General features: G+C 39.7%; 13 protein-coding genes. 6 read left to right on the forward strand and 7 right to left on the reverse strand.

The annotated features are described in order from the left end of the window. Positions 1-193: 193 nt before the first annotated feature. Positions 194-775 carry a hypothetical protein gene (locus CZ490_RS15870; RefSeq protein ID WP_077619808.1) on the reverse strand — a complete coding sequence of 194 codons (582 nt, stop codon included), beginning with the start codon at positions 773-775 and terminating at the stop codon, positions 194-196. A 289-nt stretch (positions 776-1,064) separates the two neighbouring features. Between CZ490_RS15870 and CZ490_RS15875 the strand changes: the two genes are divergently transcribed. Further along, positions 1,065-2,420 (forward strand): SGNH/GDSL hydrolase family protein, encoded by a 1,356-nt coding sequence (locus tag CZ490_RS15875; RefSeq protein ID WP_077619809.1) that lies wholly within the window; start codon positions 1,065-1,067, stop codon positions 2,418-2,420. A 276-nt stretch (positions 2,421-2,696) separates the two neighbouring features. Here CZ490_RS15875 and CZ490_RS15880 read toward each other — a convergent pair whose 3' ends face one another. Together CZ490_RS15880 and folE are read right to left on the reverse strand one after the other, a co-directional pair. Further along, positions 2,697-3,485 carry an SDR family oxidoreductase gene (locus CZ490_RS15880; protein WP_077619810.1) on the reverse strand — a complete coding sequence of 263 codons (789 nt, stop codon included), beginning with the start codon at positions 3,483-3,485 and terminating at the stop codon, positions 2,697-2,699. Positions 3,486-3,525: 40 nt separating this feature from the next. Beyond that, complete coding sequence (gene folE, locus CZ490_RS15885) at positions 3,526-4,155, reverse strand: GTP cyclohydrolase I FolE (protein ID WP_077619811.1); 630 nt, start codon at positions 4,153-4,155, stop codon at positions 3,526-3,528. Positions 4,156-4,389: 234 nt separating this feature from the next. Between folE and CZ490_RS15890 the strand changes: the two genes are divergently transcribed. Next, on the forward strand, positions 4,390-5,712 hold the full coding sequence (locus tag CZ490_RS15890) for an Hsp70 family protein (protein ID WP_077619812.1): 1,323 nt from the start codon (positions 4,390-4,392) through the stop codon (positions 5,710-5,712). A 339-nt stretch (positions 5,713-6,051) separates the two neighbouring features. Beyond that, positions 6,052-7,608, forward strand: a complete 1,557-nt coding sequence (locus CZ490_RS15895; protein WP_077619813.1) for an ATP-binding protein — start codon at positions 6,052-6,054, stop codon at positions 7,606-7,608. Positions 7,609-7,689: 81 nt separating this feature from the next. Here the strand turns inward: CZ490_RS15895 and CZ490_RS15900 are convergent, their stop codons facing one another. The 4 genes from CZ490_RS15900 to CZ490_RS15915 all read right to left on the reverse strand — a co-directional run bounded on the left by CZ490_RS15900 (position 7,690) and on the right by CZ490_RS15915 (position 12,461). Then, positions 7,690-8,355: a GIY-YIG nuclease family protein gene (locus CZ490_RS15900; RefSeq protein WP_077619814.1), complete on the reverse strand. Its 666-nt coding sequence runs from the start codon at positions 8,353-8,355 to the stop codon at positions 7,690-7,692. Positions 8,356-8,410: 55 nt separating this feature from the next. Then, positions 8,411-9,592 (reverse strand): J domain-containing protein, encoded by a 1,182-nt coding sequence (locus CZ490_RS15905; RefSeq protein WP_077619815.1) that lies wholly within the window; start codon positions 9,590-9,592, stop codon positions 8,411-8,413. 727 nt (positions 9,593-10,319) lie between these two features. Next, positions 10,320-11,195, reverse strand: coding sequence for an HNH endonuclease (locus CZ490_RS15910; protein WP_077619816.1), 876 nt, complete (start codon positions 11,193-11,195; stop codon positions 10,320-10,322). Between the two features lie 78 nt (positions 11,196-11,273). Next, positions 11,274-12,461 carry an acetyl-CoA C-acetyltransferase gene (locus tag CZ490_RS15915; RefSeq protein ID WP_077619817.1) on the reverse strand — a complete coding sequence of 396 codons (1,188 nt, stop codon included), beginning with the start codon at positions 12,459-12,461 and terminating at the stop codon, positions 11,274-11,276. A gap of 516 nt (positions 12,462-12,977) precedes the next feature. Between CZ490_RS15915 and CZ490_RS15920 the strand changes: the two genes are divergently transcribed. From CZ490_RS15920 to CZ490_RS22935, 3 genes are all read left to right on the forward strand, one after another. Continuing rightward, positions 12,978-13,460, forward strand: a complete 483-nt coding sequence (locus CZ490_RS15920) for a sigma-70 family RNA polymerase sigma factor (RefSeq protein ID WP_077619818.1) — start codon at positions 12,978-12,980, stop codon at positions 13,458-13,460. 68 nt (positions 13,461-13,528) lie between these two features. Further along, a complete protein-coding gene (locus CZ490_RS15925) occupies positions 13,529-14,053 on the forward strand; it encodes a hypothetical protein (protein ID WP_077619819.1) in 525 nt (174 codons plus the stop codon). A 45-nt stretch (positions 14,054-14,098) separates the two neighbouring features. After that, positions 14,099-14,230, forward strand: coding sequence for a hypothetical protein (locus CZ490_RS22935; RefSeq protein WP_268762138.1), 132 nt, complete (start codon positions 14,099-14,101; stop codon positions 14,228-14,230). Positions 14,231-14,750: the final 520 nt, after the last annotated feature.

Here is a 14,750-nt window from a genome sequence, read left to right on the forward strand (position 1 = left end):
AAAATAGTCCCCTTTCTTGAAAATTTCGACCACAAAACGATACAAAATATTCAGGGTATTCATACTATACTAAAATATAATTAAGCTAACTAGCGTCTAAAGACATGGGTCATAGGCAGAATTTTCTATTCTAATCTAGGAAAATAGACTGATTTTAAAGAATAAAAAAAGAAAGGCTCGCGCCTTCCTCATCTTAATCGGTTGTTTCAATCCACCAACCTGCTATGTTGATTCCTTTATAGTGCACTTCTTTGCCAGTACTATCTTCGTATGCAAAGTATCCGGTTGCGAACATGAGGTACCAGTTTGTGTAGGAATCCGTTATTGGAACAATTTCCGACTTCGTTAACAATTGATCATTTTCATCGACATAGGTGGATACTTTTACACAATCATACGTACTCGGGCAGTACAGCTGTTTATTCTCACTCACCCAATCCAAGAAAGCGCCGGGATGGGTTGGGACACGGTACCCACAAAATAGGAATACCAACAAGATAGAACCAACAATCCAAATTCTCGTCCTTTGCGCTTTTTCAAGTAACCCGATCAATAGTACAAGGAGAATACCCGTATAAAGGGCTAACCACAAAAACAAGCCTTCCTTAAAGATAATCCATCCGAAGGAGAAAACCATTAAACAAAAGCCAAGGGCCTTTAAGAAATGTTTGAGTACAGAGGGATCAATCCCCTCGTCCTCGCCTTCCTCTTCTTTTTTTAAGTAGACCCAATAGATTGATAGAGCTATTGCAAGAATAAAAAAGGCGATTTTCATTGTGCACCTCGAAGATTAGTTTCTTCTCATATCAGAGTAACTATAGTTATATAGAAATCATTGAGGTTATTATATAGTACATAAATGGAAAATAATATAAAAATTTTCCTGTTTTTAACTCAGATTTTGAGGTTGAAAATACTAAAATTGTTGTATCTTGTTGGACATTGATTCCGGTATAATGTCCCAATTTGTCGCTATTTAGCGAATGGTTTACATTGATAGTTCTGAAAATTAAAAATATAATATAGGAGGTTATGAATCTATTACCAAAGAAGGAGGACGTTAGATGCACTTTTTTAAAAAGAAAAGATTTAGCATTTTGTTTGTACTCGCTTTATTGTTTCAAACTGTACTAGCTCCGTTTGTCTTCGCTGAAGAAACAGCTGAGGACAAGCCCTCTCTAGTAGCACTTGGAGATTCAATCACTTTTGGTTGGAATCTCTACGGTGAGGATGAGCCAGACAAATCAAAACCATCGAAACATGCATTTCCGAATTACATATTAGATGGAGCTTTTGATGTTACGAACTTAAGTTTTCCAGGATGGACCTCAGGTGATTTGTTAGGACAGATTAAAACCAATCCGGTATATTTACCTGCAATTACTGAGGCTGATGTTATTACGCTAAACATAGGAAACAACGACCTACTTAAAGCTGCGGATATAAATAATCTCCTTAATAATCCTGAACCATTAACAGATGAAAAAATAGCTGAGATCACAGAAAAGATTGAAGCAGCTTCTATTCAGTTGTATAGTAATCTAGCACAAATTATGGGTGCTATTCGAGGAGTCAACCAAGATGCACCTATTCTCTTCTATAATACGTATAACCCATTTGGTTCACATATGGATCAGGTTTTCCCAGGTTTACATTTGATGGGAGAAAAGATTATTCTAGGCGTGAATGAAAATGTTATCCATCCCATTGCAACAGATGCTCCTGGAACAATTCTAGTAGACGCTTATTCAGCTTATAATGGGAAGCAAGTTGATTATATTCTACCAAACGATGTACACCCTACAATTAAGGGGCAAAAGGTACTGGCTTCTTTAGCGGATCAAGCCTTATTTTCGTTGTTACCTCCAGAACTTCCAGAATTAGAGATTGAATTAACTGCTACACCAACTGAATCTACAGAAGGTCCAGTAACGGTTGCTGTGGCTACAAACCATGAAGAGATTTCTGAAATGAAGTGGCTTCCAGGTGAATTAGAGGTTGAGGATTTTGAAAATGAAGGCAACGAAATTTCATTATCTAATCCTGTATTTGAAGTGACTGAAAATGGGGTTTACACTGTTTATGTGTTGAGTGGAACTGGTGAAAAGAAGGTTAATACAATCCAGATTACAAACATTGAAGAAAAAGTGGTTGAGCCTCCGGTCGTGGAACCGCCTATTGTAGAACCACCGCACGAGGTGCCACCTGCAGAAGAGGAACCTCCAGCGGAAGAACCTAAAATAGAAGAGCCTGCTAAGAATGAACAAAAGGTAACACCTGAAAAGACTGAAACAAAATCAGGACCAAAACTACCTAACACAGCAAGTCCGCTCTACAATATGCTTGCGATTGGATTAGCAACTCTACTATTCGGTTCAGTTATCTTGTTTGTGTACATTAGAAGAAATAGATCTGCATAACTTTTGCAGTGAAATAGCCTAAAATACACCCATGTGTATTTTAGGTTTTTTCATTTATTCTATCGATAATTAGGGTATTATAGTAGTGGAGGTTATTGCACATGAACAAAAATAAGAATGGATTGTTTAAAGCAATTAAGATCATTTTCCTCGGGTTTTTATTTATTAGAGCGTTGGTTTCATACAAAATGAAAAGGAAACGGAAAGAGAAATAACTGTGCCTATTACTACTACAGAGCGGTATCGTGTAAGCCTATCTTCCTCCGAAAAGATAGGCTATTGTTTTAGTGAATGGACCTCGTCCTTCGCTCCAACCTTATTCACTACATTCACTCCGCCCGATGCCGAGATGATGCTCCCTGTAATAAAATCCGAGTTGCCCTCACAGAGAAACGCAATGATTCTCGCAATATCCTCGCCTGTTCCCGGGCGGCCGATTGGCGTCTCGTGGTCTTCACGTGTACGAGCCGCTGCGATAGTGGCCTCTTTCATCTCACCGACAATATCACCAGGGCACACCATATTAGCAGTAATTCCGTGTTCGGCTTCTTCGAGGGCAATTGATTTTGTGAGGGAAACGAGACCGACCTTTGCTGCACTGAATGCTGAGCGATATTTCCAGCCAGGTGAGCTTTCGGCATCCTGAAAGCCATAGGTGACAATCCTGCCAAAATGTTGCTTTCGCATTACTGGTATTGTTAGTTTGAGAAAGTGAAACACCGAACTCAAATTGCCATCTATCATCTCGTTCCATTCATGATCTTCATAGTCTACTAGTTTCTTACGTTCAAAAATATACGGTCCCGCGTTATTAATGAGATAGTCGATCCGGCCAAAACGGTTCATTGCTTGGTTGAAAATATTTGTAATGTCTTCTTTTTTGGTAATGTCACCTTGAACGAATTGAAGGCATTCTAAATAGGGCTGCCATTCTCTCTTTAATTCTTCGACACGTGTCTCGTCACTCCTATAATTTACTGTGACGGAGCAACCCATTTTTAAAAACTCCTCTGTTACCTTTCTACCCAAACCTTTTGTACCCGCAGTAATGACCGCATGTCTCACCAATATCACCCACCTTTCGTTTTTGGACGTGACCTGTCCCTTATCGATTTAGTAGTGTTAGGAATTCGAGGCGTGCGTCGGATTGTTGCTCGTATAAGCCTCTTACAGCTGTCGTTGTCGTTTCTGCATTTGTTTTTTTAATACCCCGCCCACACATACACATATGCTTTGCCTCGATGACAACCATCGTGCCTTGGGGCTCGAGGATTTCTTCAATTGCATCGGCAATTTGGTTTGTTAATGTCTCTTGAACTTGGAATCGCTTCGCATAGCCTTCTACCATTCTTCCAATCTTGGAAAGTCCGGTTACTTTTTTATCTGGTATGTAGCCAACATGCGCGACACCGAAAAAAGGTGCAAAATGATGCTCGCACATCGAATGAAATTCGATATTTTTTACGAGTACAAGCTCACGGTGAGCTACGTCGAACACCTTTTTCAGATGGTCCTTAGGTTCCTCTCGGTAGCCTTCTGTATACTCGAGAAATGCTTTTACGACACGCTGTGGCGTTTCCTTGAGCCCGTCACGAGTAGGATCATCCCCACAAAGTTCGATTAACTCTTTTAATGCATCTGCCACATTTTGAACCTGTTTGACTTTTTCAGGGTTATCTTCAAATATACGAGGAAATTTCTCAATTATGTTTCTTTCCGTATCTATTAACGACATAGGTCGAACCTCTTTTCATCATTGTAAACTTTACTATTACTTCTACTTAGTTTTGGAAAATCCTTCCTACTAAATGACTATATTAATTCTATGTTAGGATTGTTAGGTTCATGCTGTTTTGCTATCATTTTAATGGAACAAGAGTTAGATAATAGAAGGTTTGTAAAACAAATAATGTGTTATTTCATTAACTAACGTTTTACTTTATACTATTAGTCCAAATAGGAGGTATTTATGGCAACCATCGGAATTGATTTTGGACAAAGCTATATAACAGTCTCTTACTTAAAAAATGGCGAACCTACCATTATCCATGATTTAAATGGAGATGGACATATTCCAGCTCTCTTTCGTATTAGTCTCACTGGTGAAATACTGATTGGGACAGTTGTTAAAGTTACGTGGGCAGGATTTCAAGAGCAAACCATTAGCGAAATTCGAAATATACTTGATAAAGAAACAACTTGTACGATTGATGGAAACAAATATCATACATATGAAATTGCTGCTCATTTGTTGAGATATGCCAAAACGTGTGCCGAGGAAATACTAGGAGAAACGGTTGAAAGTGCTATTATTACTGTTCCTGACTATTTTTCTAGTTCTCAAAAAGAGGCTATTAAACTGGCAGGTGAATTAGCCGGTTTGCATAAGATTGGATTAATCGAAGAAACACATGCGGCACTACTAAGTTATGGGCTGAACAAGTCAAATGATCAACGAAATGTTATGGTTTATCATTTTGAAGAAGACTGTATCTATCTTTCGATTGCAACTATAGACAATGGGGTCATAAACTTAAAAACTCATTGTAAAAATTCTATCATTAGTAGAGCAAAGGTTATTGAAAAGGTTATTAAGTGGATATTTGATAATTTTAAAGCAGAGACAGGAGCCGACATACAGACAATTGGTAATCAACAAGACCAAACAATAAGAATAGCAAGAATTAGAATAGAAGTGGAAGATATATTGGAATCTTTGATTTTCGATAAGGACATTCAAATTTCGATTCCATTTATAGCTATTCACAACAATCGGATGCTATCTATAAATTTAGACTTTTCACGAAAGACTTTACTAGCTCTTATTAAGACTGAACTAAATCAATTGTTTCAAGAGACTCAGCAGATTATATTGGATAGTAAATTGCAACTAGAAGATTTAGACGATATTCTTTTTGTAGGACAATCAACAAATATTCCTATGATAAAAGAATTCATCGAAATAAAGACAGACAGACAAATCTCGATGATTGTCCAGCCAGATGATGCTATTTCATTCGGCGCATCGATTCAAGGTGGAATACTGAATGGTGTGTACGATATCAATAATCTTATGATTTATAGCAAGTCTAATGTAGGACATCAGGATCCGAATTCAGTTGATTTACAACCGTATTTCATTTTATTCAATCTTGATGATTCAGCAAGTCTAGAAGAGTTAAGATTGGCGTATACGAAATTGATTCGCAAATACACGAATGAGAACTATCCAAATGAATTCCAAAAAATTTCTAAGGCCTATCAATACATTAAAAAAGTGAAATATACATAAAGAAGTAGCAGTGCAAATATATAAATACACTGCTTTTTCTATGGTTTAATAATTAGAACTACCCTCTAGATAGGGCTTATAGACTATCCATCGCAGGAATGAGAAGTGATTTATTTGCAATAGAACACTAAAATTTTAAGTACCTTTTTCCCAATTCCTTCCCCTGTATTTCGACAACATCCGAGCCACCCTCTTACTTTTGTATACAACTTTTGTAGTATTTTACATGATATGGAACTGTTTTCCACCCATATTCATTGCGGTATTATATGTATATTCTGTAAAATCGAAATGATATAAAAGAAGATAAATAGGTTAAGAGATGGGGGCTTTCGCTTTATGGTTTTAGATGAATTGAAAAATGAAGAGCAAAGGAGGGATACACATTTAAGTCAATTAGCTTCGGTTGGCCAAATTGCTGCGGGTATTGCTCATGAGGTACGCAACCCGTTAACGGCTGTAAAGGGGTTTTTACAACTTCTTCAGCAAGAGGAGGAACATCATTACATTGACATAGCGCAAGGTGAACTCGATAATGCTTTGGTGACCCTGAACAATCTTCTACAGGTGTCTAAGCCTGACCTTGAGGATGAGACGGTCCAGACGATCCACCTCGCGACAGAGTTGGAATCAATTTTAAACCTATTTTTAGATAAATTGTATGTGATTGAGCTTGAAACAGATTTCCAAGATGCAGACGCAGCGATTGTCGGGAAGAAAAATCAATTCAAGAAAGCCTTTTTTAATATCATCAAAAATGCAATTGAATCTATTGACGGAACGGGAACGATCACCGTTATCCATCAAGCGAATGAAAAAGAGGTAATTGTCACGATTAAGGATACGGGCGTCGGTATTCCAAAGGAAAAAATGAAACTATTGGGGACTCCATTTTTTTCTACTAAGGACGCCGGAACAGGAATGGGGCTTGCCCAAGTGTTCTCAGTCGTGTACCAGCACGGTGGGGATATTTCCGTTGATAGCGAACTAAATGTTGGAACAACCTTTACCATTAGACTGCCAAGGAACCACAAAACGATAAATCGAGGTGTTCGGAAGTTGGACGTTGTATATAAAGATTCGATTAATGAGTTTTTTCTTGAAAACAAGGCATATTTTGAAGAAAAACTACTTGAAGAAGCCACAAACGTAAAGGACAAAATCAAGGATATACATAAAATTGGAAACATCAGCCTCCTTGATAATGCTCACAAACTTGTACTCTATGTTGTTGAAGAGCGCGAGCATGAATTGATTACATTTGCAAAGCAAGAAGGAATTGCCTGGGCCAAAAATTCGCTAACAGTCGCATTTAAGCTCGAGTGGGTCCAAGCCATTCGCCGAACCCTCTGGGACTTCTTATACAATTACGACCTATTATTAAACATAGAATCCAACCGTGACGACTTTTTTGCGCTTGAAAAAAAGGTTAACATGTTGTTGGATTATTTCTTAACGCACTTTTTCATCAGCTATTCAAGGTACAAGGACGAGCTCTTGGAATCACAACGCCAGCTTGTTGAAAATCTATCTGTACCAATCATTCCAATTAATCAAGATACGCACATCATCCCGTTGATTGGTGGGATTGATACGATTCGTATTGTGACAATCGAAGATAAAATTTTGGCCAGTATTGAAAATGAGCAGATTCGTACGTTGATTATGGATTTATCAGGCGTTGCGTTCATGGAAGATGAAGTGATTTTCCGCTTCATGAAGCTAATTGAGGGTATTAAGATGATGGGCTGCCAAACAGTGTTGACTGGCATCCGCGCTGAAATTGTAAAAAAAATGATTGCACTGAACATCAGTTTTGCTGATATCGCAGAATCCAAAGGCACCCTGCAGCTAGCATTGAAAGACTATTTGGTTGATGGTGATGCGGTGGAATAGTTTTTAGTTTCTAGGAAGGGTCACTCATGATTATGATGAGTGACCTTTGTGTTGAGAACCTCTCGTGACCGAGGGGTTGCTTTATCGATTATGTTGTACGTTCCATTTTACATGTAAGTGGCTAATCATGGCGGGTTCAAGTGCCTTTACCGTGTCGACGTCGTCTGCTGAATCCCCGACGATTAAGATGGAGATTCGAACGCGGTCTCTGTTTTCGTTCATTTTCTGACCTGATCCATGCGTACGCGCACTATCACTATTTCGCACATAATCTCTTAACCTTTTTCGAAACCCACCGTTATTATATTCAATCGCCCTACCTAAATACACGACCTGCCCATTTAGTTCAGCTTTATAGAGGCCGATGTGTTTGTTATATGGGCTTAAGTCTTGTAACGTTAGCGAACTAAGCACTCCTAATTGAATCCACTTTCGATTCCACTGCGATACGGTAAGTCCCCCATACGTAATTTCACCACTGATGTTTGTAGATTGAGAGCTACGTTGATAGTAGTTATCTAGTTTCTCCCTTTCTTCTTTAACCTTTCTAGCAAATTGAGGGTCACTCATCCGGTTTGATTTTTCAGCCTGGGCTACTTTTCGTTCATGTTCCTTCAGTCTTCTACCTGCCTCTTTATGTAAGTTAGCTTGCTTCTTTGCTGCCTCTTGCTGTAATGCATTTAACACTTCAGGTGCATGGTCAATGACCGTCCCTACCACTTTGCCAACTTTATTCCAAAATCCCATTTCAAGATCCTCCTATAAGTAAGAAGCAGTGGAATCCACTGCTTCTTTTTACTAGCTATAAATTTGAGATGATAAAACCTATTATTAAAATAATTGCCACTAGACATCCTAGACCACTGAGTAAATTTTTAATGGCTCTTGCTTTAAAATACCAGACGAATCCAGCGATGATTCCAACGATCGGTGTTGCAATAAACGATAAAATGATTCCAAGAAGAATAGAGAAACCTACTGAACCCCTACCATCATCTTCATAAGCAGGCTGTGAAGTCGTAGTGTGAGATTGAGTTGATGTGTTCTGATTTGTAGGCATTGGATCACCGTAGTAGATGAGGTCCTGACGAATCCGGGATTCAGCACTACGTAGCCAGTCATTTACTTCATAAAACTCATTATTGTTGATATCCCTCACCATTTTAACTAGCTCTTTATAGGCATTGTTTTCATTTGAGAGATCGTTCACCAAGTCAATCATCATATTTACTAATTGTCTCTTTTCAGCACTATTCGAATATAATTTTTTAATTCGATAGATGACCTTGTTGTGATAGCTTTGATTGTCCGCAATCATCGTAATGAAATATAACTCTTCTAGTAACGGATAATCATGTACCGACTCTTTCCCTTGATTTAATTTTTCCTCTAAAACACGACAAGCCCGGTCATAATTTTCCATATTTAAATAGATATTTGAAAGGCGTAGGTAATAGTTAGACTCGCCTGGCTCTAATACTATCAGCCTTTCATAATAACTAGATGCTTGCTGATATAACTTTTGGCCTTGGAAAACTTGTGCAAGTAAATAGATTGTATCCGCATCATTCGGATTTTCACTTTCTAGAATGTATAGAATTCTCTTTGATTCTTCATACCGATCTAGATTCAGATAACACAACGCCATATTCTTCCGAACTCGTTGGTCATTCGGGTACTGCTTCAACATCTCTTCTAATGTGTATAGGGCACTATTGTAATTCTCATTCCCCATACTATCTAGCGCTACTTGCATTAACCTTGAATATGCACCATTGTCCATGATTTCACGGTCATAGTTTGACTTTGCATTGGCATCACTCAAAACCTTGTATGCCTTCGCAATCTGTTGGAATTCCTCAGGATGTGTTTCATTTGGGAATTGACGGATTTTCTTAAAATACGCTCTCTTTATCTCTTGCTCTGTCGCTGTTTGACTGACCTCAAGCAGCTCGTAATAGTTACTAACAGTGGTTGCTTGCATGATTCTTCCCCCGCAATTTCTTTACCCTTTATCATTTTGGGATATATACTCTATCTTAGGCTTAAAGTCCTTTATTAAGGGATTCAGCCAGGAATTAAACTGAGAAACTAGTATAATATTAACATAATATTGCAAAAGAAGTTGATTTTCGACAATTTTTTCATGTGGGGGTAGTTCTTTTTTCTTAGGTGGGATTGGAGGAGGTGTGTGTTTCGGTTTGCGCATGGTTTGGGCGGTTCTTTTTCGGGGAAGTGATGCGTAAGTGGGGGATTTTTACAATTATTGTTGCTTTTGAAGGGGTATCTTCCAGTTTGTGGGTTCTACGCATGATTTTCTGATCCAATCTTGTATTAAAGCATGCGCATTTCTGGTTTGCGCATGCTTTGGGTGGTCTTTTTCGTAGAAACCATGCGCATGTGGATATCTTTTACAATTACAGCTCTTTTGGAGTGATATCTTACATTTTGTGGATTATACGCATGGTTTTCTAATCTAACCTCGTTTCAATGCATCCGCATTTCTGGTTTGCGCATGCTTTGAGTGAATTTTTTCATAGAAACCATGCGCATGTAGATATCTTTTACAATTCTAGCTGCTTTTGTAGCGATATCTTCCATTTTGTGGATTCTGTGCATGGTTTTCTAATCTAACCACGTATCTAAGCATGCGCATTAAAAAAACAAAAAGCCTGAGGTTTTAAATCAAACCTCAAGCTTCTGTATATCAGTTAACGATGCTCAGACCCTCCACCCCATAACTCTCTACCGCCTGTATGGCCAGTGTTATGGTGGATCTCCTCGTCAACGAGTTGGAGCACGCCAGCCTCTTCCGAATGATGCCACGTATATCCTTCAGGTGTATTCCCTTGTGCTAACTGATCGATGTCCGCGCTACTTAAGCCTAGCTCTTGCACCAAGCCTGGGTTGGATTCGATAGCCTCATATAACTCATAATTGGCATATGAAAAATGGACTGAATCTGATTGGAGATACATGTCTTCTTGAAGCTGGACATCATAGGCTGATTCAAAAACTGGGAAGGTACCAGTGATGGTGCCATCTGGAACTTCAACCGTTTTTTCAATGAAAGGGACATTTGTTTCTGGGTGTACATCCCCTGCTAATGCATCATTTCGGGTTGAGATTTCTTCAGCCTCGGCCACGTCTGCCCCATCAATGACATCAACAACTCCAACCGCCAGAGTTGAGATGACCGCTACCTTACCAATGTTCTTCACGCCTTGCATCGTCTGTTCATTATCTCCGGACCTGATTCCTTCGATGGTGGTACCCGCACTTTTTACCGTATAGGTCACGGCGCTTCCGATTCCTTTAAGTGTTCTTCCAGTTGAGTCTTTTAAATCATAAAACCCTTCTAGCTTTGCAATCTCGTCTTGCTTTAACACTCCGTACGTGCCTCTTACGGCTCCATCGACAAATTGTCCGGCATTATCTAAGGCAATTGTGGACGCCTGTTTAACTCCATCGCCGACTTCTTCCACCCATTCCGATTTAACAGCCTTGCCGACTATCTTGATGCCGCCACCGATTACACCACCGGCAACCGTTCCGACACCTTTCCCTACTTTACGAAAGAAGGCCATTCTCCCACACCTCGTTTTTTATTCTATGAGACTATCGTACTATGTCGCATGGGAATATGGAATAATTTTGTATGCTAGCTAAAAACTAGTATTCTCAATAACCATCGCAATCCCTTGCCCACCGCCGATGCAGAGGCTGACGACTGCATATCGTTTACTGCGACGTCGTAGTTCATAGGCTGCTGATAAGAGAATTCGCGCTCCACTTGCGCCGACTGGATGCCCCAGTGCAACAGCTCCACCGTTGACGTTTGTTTTTTCACGGTTTAGTCCGAGCTCTTTTTCGACGGCGAGGTATTGAGCCGCAAAGGCTTCGTTCACTTCAACTAAGTCCATATCCGCTATTCCAAGACCAGCCCGCTCGAGTGCTCGTTGAATCGCTGGAACGGGACCAATTCCCATGATGGTCGGGTCGACCCCCGCTACTCCCCACGAAATCACTTTCGCTAGAGGGTTCAACCCATTTTCACGCACCGCTTTTTCTCCTGCGACGACTACTGATGCTGCGCCGTCATTGATGCCAGACGCGTTTGCCGCGGTAACTGTACCATCCTTACTAAACGATGGACGGAGTTTGCTCATCAACTCCAAATTTGCATTCGGTTTGATATGTTCATCTTTATCTACAAAAATACTACCTTTTCTCGTTTTAGCCTCGACGGTAACAATTTCTTCTGCAAAGGTTCCATTCTCCGCTGCCTTAGCTGCTCTTTGATTCGACTCAATCGCAAAATTATCTTGTTCTTCACGTGAAATGGAATATTGCTGTGCTAGTTTTTCAGCGGTCATTCCCATACCTTTTCCTGTGTATTGGTCGGTTAATGTTGTCAGCAACATATCTTCAAACTGGAGATTGCCCATTTTGGAACCACCGAATCGTTGTGTAAAATTCGCGTACGGTGATTGTGACATATTCTCCGTTCCCCCCGCGAGCACCAAGTTCGCATCTCCCACTAAGATATGTTGTGCTGCTGAAACAACAGACTGCAGGCCGGAGCCACATAGACGGTTTACCATAAATGCAGGAACTTCCTGAGGAACACCGCTAAGTAGAGCGATATGCCGAGCTAGGTAGGATGCATTTTTTTCAGTGTGAATGACATTGCCATAAATGACATGATCGATTTGAGCTGGATCGACCTTAGATCGTTTCATTGCTTCAACTGCTGTATGGACGCCAAGTTCAGTCGCCCCTGTTCCAGCAAAAGCCCCTCCAAAACTCGTGAATGCAGTACGTGCTCCATCAATAATGAAAATTGGTTCCATCATATTACCTCCCTTTTACCATTAGTTTACCACGGGATCGTCAGTATGTAATGAATATTCAGACGGAAAGGGGCGCGCATTTCTGCACACCCTGTGTTAGACTCATTCAGTTGTTTATGTTGAACTTGGCTGCCTATAAGAAGAAAAAACGAGGGATAGCGAGGAAACATATGAAACGCTTTCATTTTTATGTATTTATTATTGCACAATATGTATGGACTGAGATCGTTTCAAACGAGTAGAGCAGATGTAAGAGGAATGTGACTTTCTACCTATATATTAAAACAATATTCGACAATAATTCCGTGAAGTTTGTCACACTTTTTATTATTTTTAAATTTTTTTACTATTATTTTCAGTAAGTGGTCCCTATACATGAAGTTTGTCTGTAACAAACGTTACGTACGGTACCCTCGTACGTGAAGTTTCCCCTTTCGACTCCCCTTCTGTTACCGAGTACATTGGTAATACCGGCGGAATACATGAGGAACGCGTTCTTTAAAAGGACTATTTTACGTGAATTTTGAGGAGCTTGCAGAACAATACACACCATTAATTTATCAAGTGATCAAACGACTACAGCTGTATGGGGATAGAGAAACCTTTTACCAAATTGGCTTAATTGGACTGTGGGAGGCATCGACCCGCTTCGATTCAGAAAAAGGTGTTGAGTTCTCAACATTTGCATTTTCGACCATTCGTGGAAAGCTGTTGGATCATTTAAAAAAGGAAGTTCGCTACCAGGAGCACTGCCAGCCATCGAAGGATGAGAGTTTTATGATGGTTGCCGATAGCTCAGACCCTTTTTCGACAGACATAATTGATGTATATGGTAGAAATTTGACGAAAAACCAAGTGAAGTGGGTACAGGGGAGAATTATTGAGGATAAGAGTTATAAGGAAATTGCGGAGGAACATGGAGTGTCAGTGGAATCTGTGAAGTCCTGGGGGAAGCAGGCAGTTAAAAAGTTACGCGGAATTATTTTAGCAGAAAAGTAATTTTGGGGTTCTATTTTTATTGATTAAGAAACAGGCATTGGGTCAACAATGTATGGTGAGGTGAGGACATGATTAAGAGGTTGCTGATTCTCGCAATCATTGTGGAGCTTGGTGTGTTTTGGTATGTGCATCAAGGTAGGGAATTCGATCAAGCTGCAGAATTGCCACAGCGTGAGCTCTACTTGGACAAGAAACAGGTTCCCATTGACGAACCAGAACCGGCTGTTGAAACGGCTGCTACAACTGACCCTTTGACTGTTATAAAAGACAAATATACGGTTGAATTTGAAAGTCTTGAAAAGGAAACAAAAAAGAGAGCTAAGGAGCTATTGGCCCGAGCAAAAGAGGATTTTGTTGAGGAATCATCCGAAGGCATCGCCGCTTTGCAGGTCATGAGCACCTACTATAATGAATTTAAAACGCTAGAGAAAGAAACAGACGTAGCCTTCGAGGAGATTTATTCTGGATTTGAGGCTGAACTAGAGGAAAGTGGGTTCTCGAAGGAAGAAGCCATCCCATTTCGTGAACAGTACGAGGAAAAAAGGAAGAAAATGTTGAAAAAAGCATTAGATGTGCAGGGGAGTTATGAGTGATGGGTGTGGGTTAGTGAGATGAGTTGGAGGATTGTGTTCTAAATAATGGCGAACATTATTTTATGGGACAAAGACTTTGATTTATGGGACGCGGTTCCGAATTTATGGGACACAAAATTCGATATATGGGACAATGATCCGGATATATGGGACAAACGTAAAAATAGAGCAATTTAACAGATTAATTGCCCTACTTATTTGGGATTGCCACCTAACTTACGGAAAATTTCCAACTAAGTGCTTCAGTTTCTGCCATTCATAGAGAAAAATTGCGATCGAACTATAGGTGAAGATTATTTTATAGGACAAAGATCTGAATACATGGGACATAGCTCCAATTTTATGGGACACAAAATTCGATATATGGGACAATAATCCGGATTTATGGGACACAACTTCATTTTTATGGGACAAACGTAAAAATAGTATGAATCCATTAAACCAGTTACTATCCTTAAAACACTCATTTGTAACTAAAGACCCATTCAAGTGATTGAAATAACCGGCTAGAATGCTATAATGAAAGATATAATAAAAAAGATCAGGTGCGGCTAACACCCGATCTACAATTACATGCCGCAAAGTGAGCGGCTGCCCATGAATTTTTAGTGAGTTAAAAAGAAGTAACTACCTGGATCCTAGGCGAGGATAGGCGGTTACTTCTTTTTCTTTTCAACGACCAACATGACTACAATTG

The sequence above is a fragment of the Litchfieldia sinesaloumensis genome (assembly GCF_900156865.1).
In the GTDB taxonomy this organism is placed as follows: Bacteria; Bacillota; Bacilli; order Bacillales; family Bacillaceae_L; genus Ferdinandcohnia; species Ferdinandcohnia sinesaloumensis.